The sequence below is a fragment of the Bradyrhizobium sp. MV1.5 genome, from assembly GCF_055807615.1.
In genome coordinates this window covers 104,754-118,661 of sequence record NZ_JBVVPL010000013.1, presented here as the reverse complement: position 1 = coordinate 118,661, position 13,908 = coordinate 104,754, and the positions used below count along the sequence as shown (strand labels likewise).

Sequence of the window (13,908 nt, the reverse complement as noted above, 5' to 3'; positions counted from 1 at the left end):
CTGCAGATTGCCTTATTTGCTTTCGGCGATCGCGTCCCGGCAATTCTGGAGCGTCTGCTCTTGCGTGCCGGATGCATCGATGGTCGCCCAACCGACATGGCCGATATTATAGTGCTCTTGCAGCGCGGCAACCTCTTGCGTGGCGTCGGATGCGTCGCCCCGGCGGCCTCCGATCCGCGCCTGCCGGGTCGGGAGATCCGCAACCAGAAACAGGCCGCTCAGCGGCACGTTGCGCTCGCGCGCCAGTGCGGCGACCGCGTCTCGTTCGTCCTCTCGGGCGAACACGCCGTCGATGATCGCTGAATGGCCTTGCGCCAGCACCCGCCCGGCGTGCCGAGCCAACATGTCGTAAACGCGGGCCGTGACCTCCGGCGTGTATGCGGATGCCGGCAGCCGGTCCGTGTCTTTGACCTCGAACATCTGCTTGCGGACGAGGTCGCTGCGCAGCACGACGGCCCCCGGCAGCGGCGTAATATCCGGCGCGAGCGCGCGTGCCAAAATCGTCTTTCCGGTGCCTGACAACCCGCCGACTGCAACCAGCCGGGGGGCTGGCGGCTGGATCAGCGCGCGGGCGAGGCCAAAATAGCGCCGTGCACCGTCGAGAATGCCCGTATCATGGGGATGCGGCGGCTTCAGCCGTGCCAGCGCGACCTGGGCGCGGATCGCCGCCCGGATGGACATGAACAGCGACAGTGCGGAGAGAGCGTCGAGATTCTCAACCGAAGTTGCGGCGAGATAGCGGTTCAATACGATGTTGGCCGCGCGTGGTTGATCGTGATGCAACAGGTCCATCAATCCGAATGCGAGATCGTAGAGCACGTCGGTGGTTGCCATCTGGGCGTCGAACTCGATGGCGTCGAACAGCACCGGCTGCTCGTCGATCGCCACGATGTTCGCAAGATGCAGGTCGCCATGGCAGCGGCGCACGAAACCTTGACGGCCGCGCTCTTCGAGCAAAGGCCGGAGGCGGAGGAACATTGCGTGCGAGTCTCTGCCGAGCTGCACGATCTCTTCGGCTTCGAAATGATTGCCGGCCCGCAGGCCATTGCTGTTGCCATCGATAAGGCCGGGGATGGAGGAAACCCATGCGTTGCCGTCGGCGCGAACAGCCTGCGCGTGCGAAGCCACGATCGTCTCGGCGACAGCCGATGCGAGACTTTCATCCAGCGGACCGGCCTTGGCCAGATGATCCAGCGTTCGGTTTTCGTCGAAGCGCAACATATCAACCGCATACTCGATCGGCCGGCCGCTTCCGTCGACCTTCACCGATCCATCGGCCTCTTCCGTGATCGCGACGACGCGGTGATAGATCTGCGGCGCCAGCGGCCGGTTGATCCTGATCTCCTCCTCGCACGCCGTCCTGCGCTTCTCGAGCGTCGAATAATCGAGGAACGGAAATTGCACGGCGCGCTTGATTTTCAGAGCACGCCCGCCTTCGAGAAAGACCGAAGCTGCGTGCGTATCGATCCGCCTCACGTTTGGATGATCCGCGGAATTGGTGAGCGCCGCAAAGATCCGGTCCTGGGTCGCAGAATCGTCGGTCATTCCAGCTGGTACGTCCAGATGCGTCGGAAGGCGGCTCGCCCCGCGATCAGGGTAATCCATAGAAGCAGACCGCGGCCAGTCCTTGACTTCGGTCAACGCCTGTCTCCCTCCGACCGGTCGGAGTTCCCGGGCTTGACGAGGATCAAGCGTCCCAACGAAAGCCGGCCTATTCTGGTGGCCAAGGAGAATTTTGATGCCGATCAAGGACGTCTTTCTGCCGCTCGTCGGCCAGCCACGCGGCCCGGCCCTTGCTGCGATCGAGAAATGCGTGGCCGTTGCCGGCGACCTCGGCGCCAGGATCACCGCGCTGGCACTCGAAGAGGATGTTTTCGTGCGGCCGAAGGTGATGCTCCCCGATGCGGCCGAGGCAAACGGGTCGCTTGAGGCCGGCGACAGTCAGCATCTCCTGGATGCGTTCACCCGCGCAACCTCCCGCACCGGCATTCGCGCTCAAAGCCGGTCGGCCAAGGTGCCGGCAGACCAGATCGCGTCAGTCCTGGCCGAACACGGCCGCTTCAGCGATCTCACGCTGGTCCCCGTGAAGCCACACGACAGCCGAACCGAGCACATCATCGAGACGCTCCTGTTCGAATCCGGGCGGCCAGTGCTGCTCTGCCCGGAGCAGCATGTGGACCAACTGCGCCCGGAATTCGAGAACATCATGATCGCTTGGGATCACTCGGCGCGCGCGGCGCGGGCGGTCGGCGACGCGCTGCCTATCCTTCAGGCAGCCGCCTCGGTCCGCGTGGTGACCGTAGCGGACGACAAGTCCGACGCGATCGTGCAATCCGGGACGGCTCTGGTCGATCACTTGAGGGAACACGGGGTCTACGCCTCGTTCGAAACCACGAAGGGCAGCGGCAGCTCGATTGGCAAAGTGCTCGGAAGCTGGGCGAATTCCCATGCCATCGATGCGATCGTCATGGGCGCCTACCATCATTCGCGCCTGAACGAGATCGTTTGGGGCGGTGTGACAAAGACCGTCATTGGCGAGCCACCGTGCTGGGTTATGATCTCGTACTAGGCGGGTCGCCAGTCTCGGCTTGATCGTCAACCATCGGAACCGCCACCGACCGGGCGCATTTGCTTTCATGTCAACCTATCGTCTGAAGAACCTGCTGTCGCCGCGTTCGGTCGCGCTCGTCGGTGCGAGCGCCCGCCCGGTCTCCGTTGGACGCGCCGTTCTGGAGAACATCCGCAAGGCTGGATTCACGGGACAGTTCGGCCTCGTCAATCCGCGCCATGCCGAGATCGGCGGCGTCGCGGCCGTGGGCAACCTCGATCAATTGCCGTTCGTGCCCGAGCTTGTGGTCATCACCGCGCCGGCGCGCGCGGTTCCCGGCATTGTCGATCAAGCCGGGCGGCGCGGCTCGGCGGGTGCCCTGATCGTCTCGGCCGGGCTCGGCCATGGACCGGGCTCCCTGCACGAGGCCGCCATCGCTGCGGCCCGCAAATACGGCATGCGGCTGATCGGGCCGAACTGCTTGGGCATCATGATGCCCGGCGTAAGCCTCAATGCGAGTTTTGCCGCGCACATGCCGGGACCTGGGAATCTCGCGCTGATCTCGCAATCGGGCGCGATCGCGGCCGGCATGGTCGATTGGGCCGCGCAGCGCGGCGTCGGCTTCTCCGGCATCGTCTCGATCGGCGATCAAATCGACGTCGATATTGCCGATCTGCTCGACTATTTCGCGATGGATCACAAGACCCGCGCGATCCTGCTCTATATCGAGGCCATCAAGGACGCGCGCAAGTTCATGTCGGCCGCGCGCGCCGCGGCGCGCGTGAAGCCCGTTGTCGTGGTGAAGTCCGGCCGAATGGCGCAGGGTGCGAGGGCGGCTGCCACCCATACCGGTGCGCTCGCGGGCGCCGACGCCGTCTATGACGCGGCGTTCCGCCGCGCGGGCGTCCTGCGGGTCTCCGATCTGCGCGAGCTGTTCGATTGCGCCGAGACGCTGGGCCGCGTCGAGTCGCCGGCGGGAAAGCGCCTCGCCATCCTGACCAATGGCGGCGGCATCGGCGTCCTCGCTATCGACCGATTGGTCGAGCTCGGCGGCATTCCGGCGACCATCTCGGCGGACGCCCGCAAGAAACTCGATGACGCGCTGCCGCCGACCTGGTCCGGCGCAAATCCCGTCGACATCGTGGGCGACGCCGATGCGTCGCGCTATGCGGCGGCGCTCGAGGTGCTGCTCGCCGACGCCGACAACGACGCAGTCCTGGTCCTCAATGTGCAGACCGCGATCGCCTCGGCCGCCGATATCGCAACGATGGTGACCGAACGCGTCAAGGCATACCGCGAGAAGCACCGCAGTTGGGCCAAGCCGGTGCTTGCCGCCTGGATCGGGGCAGACCAGAACATCATCGAAACACTGTCCGGCGCCGGCATTCCGAACTATCCGACCGAGGACGACGCCGTGCGCGGCTTCATGTACCTCGTGAGGCATCGCGAAGTCGTGGAGGAGCTGAGCCAGGTTCCACCCGCAATGCCAGACACTTTCGTGCCGGACGCACGTGCTGCGAAGCAGATCATAGCTGCTGCCATCGCAGACGGCCGCCAATGGCTCGAACCCGTCGAGATCAAGCACCTGCTCGAAGCCTATGATATCGCGATGGTGCCCACCTACGCCGCGGCCGATGTCGAGCAGGCGGTGGCCTACGCGAGCGACATCTTTGCGCAAGGCGCCACCGTCGTGCTGAAGATCATGTCGCGCGACATTGTCCACAAATCCGATGTCGGCGGCGTCGTGCTCAATCTGACGACGGTCGAGGCGGTGCGCGCCGCCGCTACCGATATTCTCGCCCGGGCGAGCAAGCTGCGTCCGCAAGCCCGCATCGAGGGCGTCATCGTGCAGGCGATGGTGGTCAAGGCGAAGGCGCGCGAGTTGATTCTGGGTCTCGCCGACGATCCCACCTTCGGCACCGTCGTTGTGTTCGGCCGCGGCGGGACCGCGGTCGAGATCATCAACGACAAGGCGCTTGCGCTGCCGCCGCTCGATCTGCAACTGGCCCGCGACCTGATCGACCGCACGCGCGTGTCACGGCTGCTTCGCGCTTACCGGGACGTGCCGGCGGTGAAGCCCGACGCCGTCGCCATGGTCCTGGTCAAGCTGGCGCAGATGGCCGCCGACATTCCCGAGATCCGCGAATTCGACATCAATCCGCTGCTGGCGGATGAAACCGGCGTGACCGCGGTCGACGCCCGCGTGGCGGTCGGGCCGCCGCAACGGAAGTTTGCCGGCTCCGGCGCCGCCAACTTCGCCGTTCGGGCCTATCCGTCGCAATGGGAGCGCCGCCTCAAGCTCAAGGAGGGCTGGCGGATCTTCGCGCGGCCCCTGCGTCCGGAGGATGAGCCGACCATCCACGCATTCCTGAGTCATGTCACGGCGCACGACCTTCGTCTGCGTTTCTTCGCGCCGATGAAGGAGTTCACTCACGAGTTCATCGCCCGCCTGACTCAGCTCGACTATGCGCGCGCGATGGCCTTTATCGCGTTCGACGAGGCGACCGGTGAAATGGTCGGCGTGGTCCGTCTCCATTCGGACTCGGTCTACGAGAGCGGCGAATATGCGATTCTGCTGCGGTCCGACCTCAAGGGCAAGGGTCTGGGCTGGGCCCTGATGCAGCTGATCATCGACTACGCGAGATCGGAGGGGCTCAAAGCGATCTCCGGTGATGTTCTCAGGGAGAACACCACGATGCTCGAAATGTGCCGGCAGCTCGGCTTCGAGGTGAAGCCGGACCCCACTGAGCCGGATATTTGCGACGTCAGGCTGAAACTCTGAGCGCGACCGCTATGAGCGCGCTTCAGCCGGATTTGCCGCGGCGGAGTCCTTGGCCGTTCTCCGCAAATTCTTGATCAGGACCGCAATCAGTGGCACCAGCACAGGCAAGATTGTGCTGAGCGGATGATGGACGGCGCCCGACACCTGGGCCTGGAATGTGCGTGCCTCGAGCTGAAGAGCTTCGATGGATGCGCCGTGAATCTCGTTGGCGAGTTCGATGTCGCGGCCCGCAGGAGGCCGGCCGGCAATCACAAAGAGAATTGCCGCGATGGCAAAATTGACGGCGCCAAGGATGGCGGCCGCGCCAATGGCACTCCAGATCTGCACCAGTGCGAAATAGGCGGACAGCTCCAGCATCAGGAGCCCGAACGCGGCGATCAGCGCCGCAAAGGCGCGCAGGCCGAGGCCGATCAGCAGGTGGCGCAGCCTGATGTCCGCGATGATCCTGTCGGTACGCCAGAGCACTCGCAGATGTTTGACGACATTTTCCGTGTTCACCTAGTGCCTCCGCAGCATGAAGCCGACGACCACGCCGAGCGCAAAGGCCGAGGCAAGCGATGTGATCGGGCGCTCCGCAATGAGGCCCTGAAGCTGCTGCTGCTCCTCATCGACGGTCTCGCCGAGCTCGGCGAGCGCAGCCTTGATCTGATCGGCAAGGGCCTCCGCGCGGTCTTTCGAACTGTCGAACATCTCCTCGCCGGCCGTGCTCAGCAAGCGTGTGACGTCAACCTTCAGCGTGCGCAGTTCTTCGCTCATCCTGTCGCTGTCGAACATGGACCTGATTTCCCCTTTAATGGAATCAAACCTAGGACCCGCCGGCGCGAGCGCTCTTGATTTGCGTCAAGGAGGCAGACGCGTCGTGGTCTTGAGACAGGTCAAACCGGCTGCCACATGCCGGCCTAGAATGACCGGCTGAATGGGGACCCGGTTGTCCCGATGAGGTGGAAGCGTGAACTCCGAACCGCTGTTGCTGGCAACGCCCTCCGGCGAAGAGCTGAAATTGTGCCCGGAAGGGCCGTGGATTGCCGCGAACGTGTCGATGCTGGAGACGTTGTCCCGGTCGGTCGGGGCGGATGTCGATCGATCCAGAACCGTGACGCTGGACATGTCAGGCGTCAGCGCGCTTGACACGCTCGGCGCCTGGGTCCTGGAAAAGCTGTCGCGCAGGGCTTCATCATCCGGTCGAACGGCCGAGTTTATCGGTGTCGCCGACCATTTCAGTGGCCTGATGGAGGAGGTGCGTCAGGTCAACCGCCACACCCCGCCGCCGGCGCCTGCACCCAACCCTGTCCTGCTAAGACTGAACGATCTCGGCAAGTCCACGGTCGGCGCGCGCGAAGACATCACGATCTTTCTTCAAATGCTGGGCGCGTTGTTCATGGCCGTGATCGGCGTGCTGCGCCGGCCGCGCTCGCTGCGGTTGACATCGCTGATCTATCAGCTCTACCGCATCGGCTGGCAGGCCATCCCCATCGTCGTGCTGATCACCTTCCTGATCGGCGCCATCATCGCCCAGCAGGGATTTTTCCATTTCCGCAGGTTCGGCGCGGAATCCTACACCGTCGACATGGTCGGCATCCTGGTGTTGCGCGAGCTCGGCGTGCTGATCGTCGCCATCATGGTCGCCGGCCGCTCGGGAAGCGCCTACACCGCCGAGCTCGGCTCGATGAAGATGCGCGAGGAGATCGATGCGCTCTCGACCATGGGCCTCGATCCCGTCCACGTCCTGATCCTGCCGCGGGTTGTGGCCCTGGTGATTGCGCTGCCGATCCTTGCTTTCATCGGATCGATCGCCGCACTCTATGGCGGCGGCCTGATCGCGCAGTTTTACGGCGGCATGGCGCCGGCGATCTATATCGCGCGGCTGCACGATGCGATCTCGGTCGCCCATTTCGAGGTGGGCATCCTGAAGGCGCCGTTCATGGCGCTGGTGATCGGAATCGTCGCCTGCAGCGAGGGCTTGCGTGTGAAGGGCAGCGCCGAGTCGCTGGGACGACAGACCACGATTTCGGTGGTCAAGTCGATCTTCCTGGTGATCGTGCTCGACGGCCTGTTCGCGATCTTCTTCGCCTCGATCGGAATGTGATCATGGGCGAATCGCAAGAGCAGTTCGCGATCCGCGTCCGCGACCTCGTGGTCGGCTTCGGCCGGCAGACCGTGCTCGATCATCTGACGCTCGACGTGCGCCGGGGTGAGATCCTCGGGCTCGTGGGGGCGTCGGGTGGCGGCAAGTCGGTGCTGATGCGAACCATCATCGGCCTCATCCCGCGCCAAGGCGGCACCATCGAGGTCACGGGACGGCCAATCGGCGGCCGCACCGAAGGCGCGGCCACGACATGGGGCATCCTGTTCCAGCAGGGCGCGCTGTTCTCCTCGCTGACGGTCCGGCAGAACATCCAGTTTCCGCTCCGTGAAAATCTCGTCCTGTCGCAGGAGCTGATGGACGAGATCGCGATCGCCAAGCTCGAAATGGTCGGGCTGAGGGCGCAGGACGCCGATAAATATCCGGCGGAGCTATCCGGCGGCATGACCAAGCGCGTCGCGCTGGCGCGCGCGCTCGCGCTCGATCCGCCGATCCTCTTCCTGGACGAGCCGACATCGGGTCTCGATCCGATCGCGGCGGGCGATTTCGATGCGCTGATCGGGACACTGCAAAAGACCCTCGGCCTCACCGTGTTCATGGTCACCCATGATCTGGCGAGCCTGACCACGGTCTGCGATCGGGTCGCCGCGCTCGCCGACGGCAAGATCGTGGCGATCGGTCCGATGCGCGAACTGCTGCAATCCGAGCATCCCTGGGTGCGCGCCTATTTCCATGGCAAGCGCTCGCAGATGCTGCAACACGAGATGAGATGAGACATGGAAACCCGCGCTCCCTACGTGCTGATCGGCAGTTTCGTCCTGGCCGCGATCCTCGCGGTGTTCGGCTTCGTCTACTGGCTGAACAACACCGGCGGCATCGGGCCGCGCACGAGCTATCACGTGCAATTCCAGGGCCCGGTGCCCGGTCTTCTGGTCGGCGCCGGCGTGCTGTTCAACGGCATCCGCGTCGGCGAGGTCACCCAGCTCGGGCTTGCGCCGGACAATCCACGCTTCGTCAATGCGACGATATCGGTTGCTTCAACCACGCCGGTGCGCGCCGACAGCAGGGTCGGGCTCGATTTCCAGGGGCTGACCGGCGTGCCGGTGGTGACGCTGGAGGGGGGCATCATCGTCGCCAAAGCCGGCGAGCCCCCGACCTTGATTGCCGAGGCCGGTGCGGGCCAGAGCATGACGCAGGCCGCGCGCGATGCACTGCGGCGGGTCGACACCGTGCTGGAGGACAATTCGGGCCCGCTAAAGGACACCGTCGCCAATCTCAAGACCTTCTCCGAGGGGCTTGCGCGCAACACCGGCAGGATTGACGGCATTCTGGCGGGCCTGGAGAAGATGACCGGCGGCGGAACGCCGGCGCAGAAAGTCACCTATGACCTGCGCACGCCGCAGAACCTCGGTCCGGCCGGCAAGACGCTCTCGGCGTCACTGGCCATCCCCGAGCCGACGGCGGTCGCCATGCTGCAGACCCAGCGTATGCTGTTCGCGCCCGGCGGCGATAATCCGGGCTTTGCGGACTTCCTCTGGGCCGACAGCATTCCCAAGCTGGTGCAGGCGCGGCTGATCGACAGTTTCGAGAATTACGACATCGCCCACGCGCCGTTGCGCACGGCCGATCTCGGGCAGGCGGACTATCAGCTGCTGATCGACATCAGGCGCTTCCGCATTGCCACGGAAGGGGAGACACGGGTCGAGATCGGACTGTCGGCACGGATCGTCGACAAGAACGGCAAGGTGATTGCCTCGCGTCTCGTCGAGACCAGCGAAAAGCTCGACAAGGTCGAGCCGGCCGTAGCGGTCGCAGCGTTCGATACGGCCTTCACGCGCATCGCGAGGGAGCTGATCGGCTGGACGGTGCAGGCGGTGTGACGCCGGCTATTCCAGGGTCTTGAGGTAGGACAGGAGATCGTGGATCTGGTCCGGACTGAGCTCGAAGGCCGGCATGTCGGCGTGGCCGGTGTTGATGCCCTCGGCCAGCGCCTCCCCAAGGCTCTCGATCGGATAGCGCTGGTGCAGGGCCCGCAGCGGCGGTGCGATCTTGAGCGGACTGTTCGACGCACGGTCGATCGCGTGGCAGCGCGCGCAATTGGCTCGCGCAAAGGTCTTGCCGCGTTGTTCGGCGGTCGGGGCAGCCAGGGCAGGCGTCATCAGAAGCAACCCGATCAACCCGTGACGCAGCGTTCCTAGCAGCATGTAAAGTGGCCCCGTTTATGTCTGGGAGAAGAATAGGGCGGGGATTCCCTCCAAAATTGATCTGGGTCAACCGGCTTTGGCGCAGTGCAGTAAAATGCAGCCGCGCGACGGAATGGGCCTGATGGGCACCCGGCGCTTGGAGCGGTCGATGAAGCCCGTAGTCACGATTGAGCCGAACTGGCAGCTCTGCAGCGATTGCGCTGTCCGCGCATCGGCGGTTTGTTCGTCGCTGGATGCGGTCGAGCTTCGGGAATTCGAGCATCTCGGCCGGCGCGTCCATTTTTCCTCAGGCGAGACTGTGTTCTCCGAGGAGGACATCACGACCTCGTTCTACAATCTCGTTGAGGGCGTCATGCGGCTGTACAAGCTGCTGACCGACGGCCGCCGGCAGATCGTGGGCTTTGCCTTGCCCGGCGATTTCCTGGGGATGAATGTTTCGGGCAGGCACAATTTTTCGGCCGATGCGATCGGCGCGGTGACCGTATGCCAGTTCGCTAAGGCACCCTTCGGCCGTTTCATCGAGGAGCGGCTGCACCTCCTCAGGCGGATCAACGAACTGGCAATTCGCGAGCTGAACCAGGCCCGGGACCACATGGTCCTGCTGGGTCGCCGTTCGGCGGACGAAAAGGTTGCGGCCTTTCTGCTCGGCTGGCGCGAGCGGCTGGTCTCGCTGAAGGGGGCGTCGGACACGGTTCCGCTTCCGATGAGCCGCCAGGACATCGCCGACTACCTCGGCCTGACCATCGAGACCGTCAGCCGCACCTTCACCAAGCTGGAGCGCCACGGCGTGATCGAGATCATTCATGGCGGGATCAGCCTGCTCGATCCGGCGAAGGTCGAGGCCCTGGCCGCAGCCTGATTCCGACGCAGCGCGGCTCGATTTTGATCGGGATCAATGCGTTCGGCCGCGTGCCTCAGATAATGCCTGAAACCACAGGGGAGGGCATCATGCCGGCTGACGCGTTGCTTATGAGCATCTTTGTCGTGGCAATCTTTGTCACATTCGCCGGGGCACTGGTCTGGGCAGACCGGCAAACCAGTCCAGGCCGGCTCAAGTCAGACGTCAAGCGTCCTAGCTCCTGAGAATCACGGTCGCATTTTGAGGCGCCCGCGGCGCGGGCTATACCGTGCGAGCTCGGGACGGTTGGCAGCGCTTCAACGCAAGGCGGCGTGCGGCGCTTGCAACTCTGCATCGACAGGGACGCATTGGCTCACCCTTCGGATGCCGGCTTCGCGCCTGAACCGCGGCATTTTCGCTGCGTTTGCCTCAAACAGCTAGCATGCTTTCCGGTTGAAAAACTGGGCTACACTGACTACGCAGGGACCCCAGTGCCTCGCAGTCTTAGGAGCCCAGTGGCGTGCCTCAGGACAAGACCGGCGACGACCCCCGACAAGCGGCGGGGAATAAATTATCGGTCCTGCGCAAGCACCCGATCTTTGCGGATCTGGAGCCGGAGGCGCTGGATCAGCTCTGCCGTTACGCCAAGCACACCACGGTGAAGCGCGGCGCGACGATCGCTGCCAAGGGCGATCCCGGCAACAATCTGTTCGCGGTGATCACAGGGACGGTGAAGATTTCCTCTTCGTCGCCCGACGGCCGTAACGCCATTCTCAATCTGATCGGTCCCGGAGAGATCTTCGGCGAAATCGCGGTGCTCGACGGCGCCCCGAGGTCGGCCGATGCGACCGCCAACACCAATTGCGAGCTCTACATCATCGATCGCCGGGACTTCCTGCCGTTCGTGAAGAGCCAGCCGGCGCTCGCAATGAAATTCATCGAGCTGCTCTGCGCGCGCCTGCGCTGGACCAGCCAGCAGGTCGAGCAGGTGATCCTGCAAAATCTGCCGGGCCGGCTCGCGAGCGCGCTGCTCGGCCTCACCGAAGAGCGCAAGTTCGACTCCGGCAGCGGCACGCTTGCCATCACGCAGCAGGAGATCAGCGAGATGGTGGGGATGACGCGCGAGAGCATCAACAAGCAATTGCGCGCCTGGGCGGGCCGCAACTGGGTTCGGCTCGAGCACGGCGCCATTGTCGTGCTCGACATGGATGCCTTGCGTGAACTCGCCGAGAGCGGGCTCGACAGCTAGCTGTCGATGATCGCGACGGCGCGGGTCCAGCCCGCGGAGGCCCGCTCGATCTTCACCGGAAAGCACGAGACGGTGAACCCGGTCGAAGGCAGCTGGTCGAGATTGTGCAGCTTCTCGAGATGGCAATAGCCGATGTGCCGCCCTGCCTTGTGGCCCTCCCAGATCAGGCCGGCATCTTTCGTTTCGGCATATTTCTTCGCGGTATGGACGAAAGGCGCGTCCCAGCTCCAGCCGTCGGTGCCGGTCAGTCGCACGCCGCGTTCGAGCAGATACATGGTGGCCTCATAGCCCATGCCGCAGCCTGAGCTGACATAGTCGGCTTGGCCGAACTTCGCGCCGGCACCGGTGTTGACGACGACGATCTCAAGCGGCGACAGCGCGTGCCCGATCCGCCTCAACTCCTTCTCGACGTCGTCGGCGCTCGCCACGTAGCCGTCGGGAAGATGCCGGAAGTCGAGCTTCACGCCGGGCTGAAAGCACCATTCCAGCGGGACTTCGTCGATCGTCCATGACCGCTCGCCGCGATTCATGGTCGGATGGAAATGCCAGGGCGCATCGAGATGCGTGCCGTTATGGGTCGACAGCGAGACCTGCTCGACCGCCCAGCCTTGGCCGTCCGGCAGATCCTGTGCCGTGAGGCCGTCGAAGAACTGCAGCATCCGCGGCAGGCCCTGCTGGTGATCGATGTACTGGATCGTCGGGTGATTGCCCGGCGGATCCGCCGTCACGTCGTTTCTGAGCGGCACGGAGATGTCGATCAGCTTCCGCGGCATGGGCATTCCCCGGGATGGTCCGTTTTGTTTCGCAGCATCTTGAGGGGGCCGCACCGGGGGCGTCAAGCAACGCGCATGAACGCTTCCCGCGGCCGACGGCAGGTGATTTCGGAAAAACCGGACGATGAGCCGGTTGTCTGCCGAAGGCCGGTCTGATCCATCGATGCAACTCTAGCATTGATCGATGCCGGATTTGGCTTGGACAGAGAATGCCGCGGGCCCTAGGGACGACAATGGCGCTTGACTTCCCACCGGAAGTGGAGCGACCCAAAGGCGGCCCGCAACATCTGCCCAACGACATAATCAACTCAGGAGGAAGCCCAGATGAAGATACTCACCGGCATCGTCGCAGCCGCTCTGCTGGCGGTCTCAGCCCCCTTGGCGACCGCACGCGATTTCCGTTCCGCCGACGTCCACCCCGCCGATTATCCGACCGTCGAGGCCGTCAAGTTCATGGGCAAGCAGCTCGCCGCGGCGAGCGGCGGCAAGCTCGGCGTGAAGGTGTTCCCCAACGGTGCGCTGGGCTCTGAGAAGGACACCATCGAGCAGCTCAAGATCGGCGCCCTCGACATGATGCGGATCAACGCATCGCCCTTGAACAACTTCGTGCCGGAAACCATCGTGTTGTGCCTGCCCTTCATCTTCCGGGACACCCAGCACATGCGCACCGTCCTTGACGGGCCGATCGGCGACGAGATCCTGGCGGCCATGGCGCCCGCAGGCCTGGTCGGCCTCGCCTATTATGACAGCGGCGCGCGGTCCATTTACACCGTCAAGGCTCCGATCAAGTCGCTCGCGGACGTCAAGGGTCTGAAAATTCGCGTCCAGCAATCCGACCTGTGGGTCGGCATGATCCAGAGCCTCGGGGCCAATCCCACCCCGATGCCTTATGGCGAGGTCTATACCGCTCTCAAGACCGGTCTGGTGGACGCTGCCGAGAACAACTGGCCGTCTTACGAGTCCTCGCGCCACTTCGAGGCCGCCAAGTTCTACAACATCACCGAGCACTCCCTGGCGCCCGAAGTTCTCGTGATGTCCAAGACGGTCTGGGACACGCTGAGCAAGGAAGATCAGGCGATGGTCCGCAAGGCGGCCAAGGAATCAGTGCCCGTCATGCGCAAGCTCTGGGACGAGCGTGAGCAGGCGTCCCGCAAGACCGTCGAAGCGGCCGGCGTTCAAGTCGTGACGATCGCCAACAAGAAGGAATTCGTCGACGCGATGAAGCCGGTGTACGACAAGTTCGCGGGTGACGAGAAGCTGAAGAGCCTCGTCAAGCGTATCCAGGACACGAAGTAAGGCCATAGCGTCGGGGGGGGGGGGGGGGGGGGGGGGGGCGGGGCCCCCCCGCGGGGGGGGGGCCGGGGGGCGCGGGGGGGGGGGGGGCGGGCCGGGGGCGGGGGGGGGCGGGGGCGGGGGGGGGCGGCGGCGGGG

13 protein-coding genes are annotated in these 13,908 nt (G+C 64.5%); 8 read left to right on the top strand and 5 right to left on the bottom strand.

Going from position 1 to position 13,908, the window contains the following annotated elements; all coding sequences use genetic code 11:
• Positions 1-12 precede the first annotated feature (12 nt).
• A complete protein-coding gene (locus tag AC0L2J_RS15145) occupies positions 13-1,545 on the bottom strand; it encodes a bifunctional aminoglycoside phosphotransferase/ATP-binding protein (protein ID WP_473391350.1) in 1,533 nt (510 codons plus the stop codon).
• A gap of 193 nt (positions 1,546-1,738) precedes the next feature.
• On the opposite strand from AC0L2J_RS15145, the gene AC0L2J_RS15140 reads away from it, so the two are divergent.
• Entirely contained in the window at positions 1,739-2,569 is an 831-nt protein-coding gene (locus AC0L2J_RS15140; RefSeq protein ID WP_473249512.1) for a universal stress protein, read from the top strand.
• 67 nt (positions 2,570-2,636) lie between these two features.
• Entirely contained in the window at positions 2,637-5,330 is a 2,694-nt protein-coding gene (locus AC0L2J_RS15135; protein WP_473391347.1) for a bifunctional acetate--CoA ligase family protein/GNAT family N-acetyltransferase, read from the top strand.
• 9 nt (positions 5,331-5,339) lie between these two features.
• Here AC0L2J_RS15135 and AC0L2J_RS15130 read toward each other — a convergent pair whose 3' ends face one another.
• Both AC0L2J_RS15130 and AC0L2J_RS15125 read right to left on the bottom strand, forming a co-directional pair.
• A complete protein-coding gene (locus AC0L2J_RS15130) occupies positions 5,340-5,828 on the bottom strand; it encodes a phage holin family protein (RefSeq protein ID WP_473391343.1) in 489 nt (162 codons plus the stop codon).
• On the bottom strand, positions 5,829-6,104 hold the full coding sequence (locus AC0L2J_RS15125) for a hypothetical protein (protein WP_063995546.1): 276 nt from the start codon (positions 6,102-6,104) through the stop codon (positions 5,829-5,831). It lies immediately after the preceding gene.
• A 175-nt stretch (positions 6,105-6,279) separates the two neighbouring features.
• Here AC0L2J_RS15125 and AC0L2J_RS15120 point away from each other — a divergent pair, with 175 nt between their 5' ends.
• Genes AC0L2J_RS15120 through AC0L2J_RS15110 form a run of 3 tightly spaced genes read left to right on the top strand, consistent with a single transcriptional unit; the run spans position 6,280 to position 9,293 of the window.
• The gene (locus AC0L2J_RS15120) at positions 6,280-7,416 is read left to right on the top strand and encodes an ABC transporter permease (RefSeq protein WP_007612677.1); all 1,137 of its coding nucleotides are present in this window, start codon (positions 6,280-6,282) and stop codon (positions 7,414-7,416) included.
• 2 nt (positions 7,417-7,418) lie between these two features.
• On the top strand, positions 7,419-8,186 hold the full coding sequence (locus AC0L2J_RS15115; protein WP_007612676.1) for an ABC transporter ATP-binding protein: 768 nt from the start codon (positions 7,419-7,421) through the stop codon (positions 8,184-8,186).
• 3 nt (positions 8,187-8,189) lie between these two features.
• A complete protein-coding gene (locus AC0L2J_RS15110) occupies positions 8,190-9,293 on the top strand; it encodes an ABC-type transport auxiliary lipoprotein family protein (RefSeq protein WP_007612674.1) in 1,104 nt (367 codons plus the stop codon).
• A gap of 6 nt (positions 9,294-9,299) precedes the next feature.
• On the opposite strand, the gene AC0L2J_RS15105 is transcribed toward AC0L2J_RS15110, so the two are convergent.
• Positions 9,300-9,617, bottom strand: coding sequence for a c-type cytochrome (locus AC0L2J_RS15105; RefSeq protein ID WP_007612665.1), 318 nt, complete (start codon positions 9,615-9,617; stop codon positions 9,300-9,302).
• 148 nt (positions 9,618-9,765) lie between these two features.
• Between AC0L2J_RS15105 and AC0L2J_RS15100 the strand changes: the two genes are divergently transcribed.
• Together AC0L2J_RS15100 and AC0L2J_RS15095 are read left to right on the top strand one after the other, a co-directional pair.
• The gene (locus AC0L2J_RS15100; RefSeq protein ID WP_473391479.1) at positions 9,766-10,476 is read left to right on the top strand and encodes a helix-turn-helix domain-containing protein; all 711 of its coding nucleotides are present in this window, start codon (positions 9,766-9,768) and stop codon (positions 10,474-10,476) included.
• A gap of 499 nt (positions 10,477-10,975) precedes the next feature.
• Complete coding sequence (locus tag AC0L2J_RS15095) at positions 10,976-11,704, top strand: Crp/Fnr family transcriptional regulator (protein ID WP_007601607.1); 729 nt, start codon at positions 10,976-10,978, stop codon at positions 11,702-11,704.
• Here the strand turns inward: AC0L2J_RS15095 and AC0L2J_RS15090 are convergent.
• Positions 11,701-12,477 carry a cyclase family protein gene (locus tag AC0L2J_RS15090; protein ID WP_473391331.1) on the bottom strand — a complete coding sequence of 259 codons (777 nt, stop codon included), beginning with the start codon at positions 12,475-12,477 and terminating at the stop codon, positions 11,701-11,703. The two genes, AC0L2J_RS15095 and AC0L2J_RS15090, sit on opposite strands and share 4 nt — an antisense overlap.
• A 324-nt stretch (positions 12,478-12,801) precedes the next feature.
• Between AC0L2J_RS15090 and AC0L2J_RS15085 the strand changes: the two genes are divergently transcribed.
• A complete protein-coding gene (locus tag AC0L2J_RS15085) occupies positions 12,802-13,773 on the top strand; it encodes a TRAP transporter substrate-binding protein (protein ID WP_007612646.1) in 972 nt (323 codons plus the stop codon).
• Positions 13,774-13,908: the final 135 nt, after the last annotated feature.

Excerpts from the sequence above, each read along its gene's own strand:
- AC0L2J_RS15135 (WP_473391347.1), top strand. The coding sequence starts at position 2,637 with ATGTCAACCTATCGTCTGAAGAACCTGCTGTCGCCGCGTTCGGTCGCG.
- AC0L2J_RS15115 (WP_007612676.1), top strand. The coding sequence starts at position 7,419 with ATGGGCGAATCGCAAGAGCAGTTCGCGATCCGCGTCCGCGACCTCGTG.
- AC0L2J_RS15145 (WP_473391350.1), bottom strand. The coding sequence starts at position 1,545 with ATGACCGACGATTCTGCGACCCAGGACCGGATCTTTGCGGCGCTCACC.
- AC0L2J_RS15125 (WP_063995546.1), bottom strand. The coding sequence starts at position 6,104 with ATGTTCGACAGCGACAGGATGAGCGAAGAACTGCGCACGCTGAAGGTT.
- AC0L2J_RS15100 (WP_473391479.1), top strand. The coding sequence starts at position 9,766 with ATGAAGCCCGTAGTCACGATTGAGCCGAACTGGCAGCTCTGCAGCGAT.
- AC0L2J_RS15085 (WP_007612646.1), top strand. The coding sequence starts at position 12,802 with ATGAAGATACTCACCGGCATCGTCGCAGCCGCTCTGCTGGCGGTCTCA.
- AC0L2J_RS15090 (WP_473391331.1), bottom strand. The coding sequence starts at position 12,477 with ATGCCGCGGAAGCTGATCGACATCTCCGTGCCGCTCAGAAACGACGTG.
- AC0L2J_RS15105 (WP_007612665.1), bottom strand. The coding sequence starts at position 9,617 with ATGCTGCTAGGAACGCTGCGTCACGGGTTGATCGGGTTGCTTCTGATG.
- AC0L2J_RS15140 (WP_473249512.1), top strand. The coding sequence starts at position 1,739 with ATGCCGATCAAGGACGTCTTTCTGCCGCTCGTCGGCCAGCCACGCGGC.
- AC0L2J_RS15110 (WP_007612674.1), top strand. The coding sequence starts at position 8,190 with ATGGAAACCCGCGCTCCCTACGTGCTGATCGGCAGTTTCGTCCTGGCC.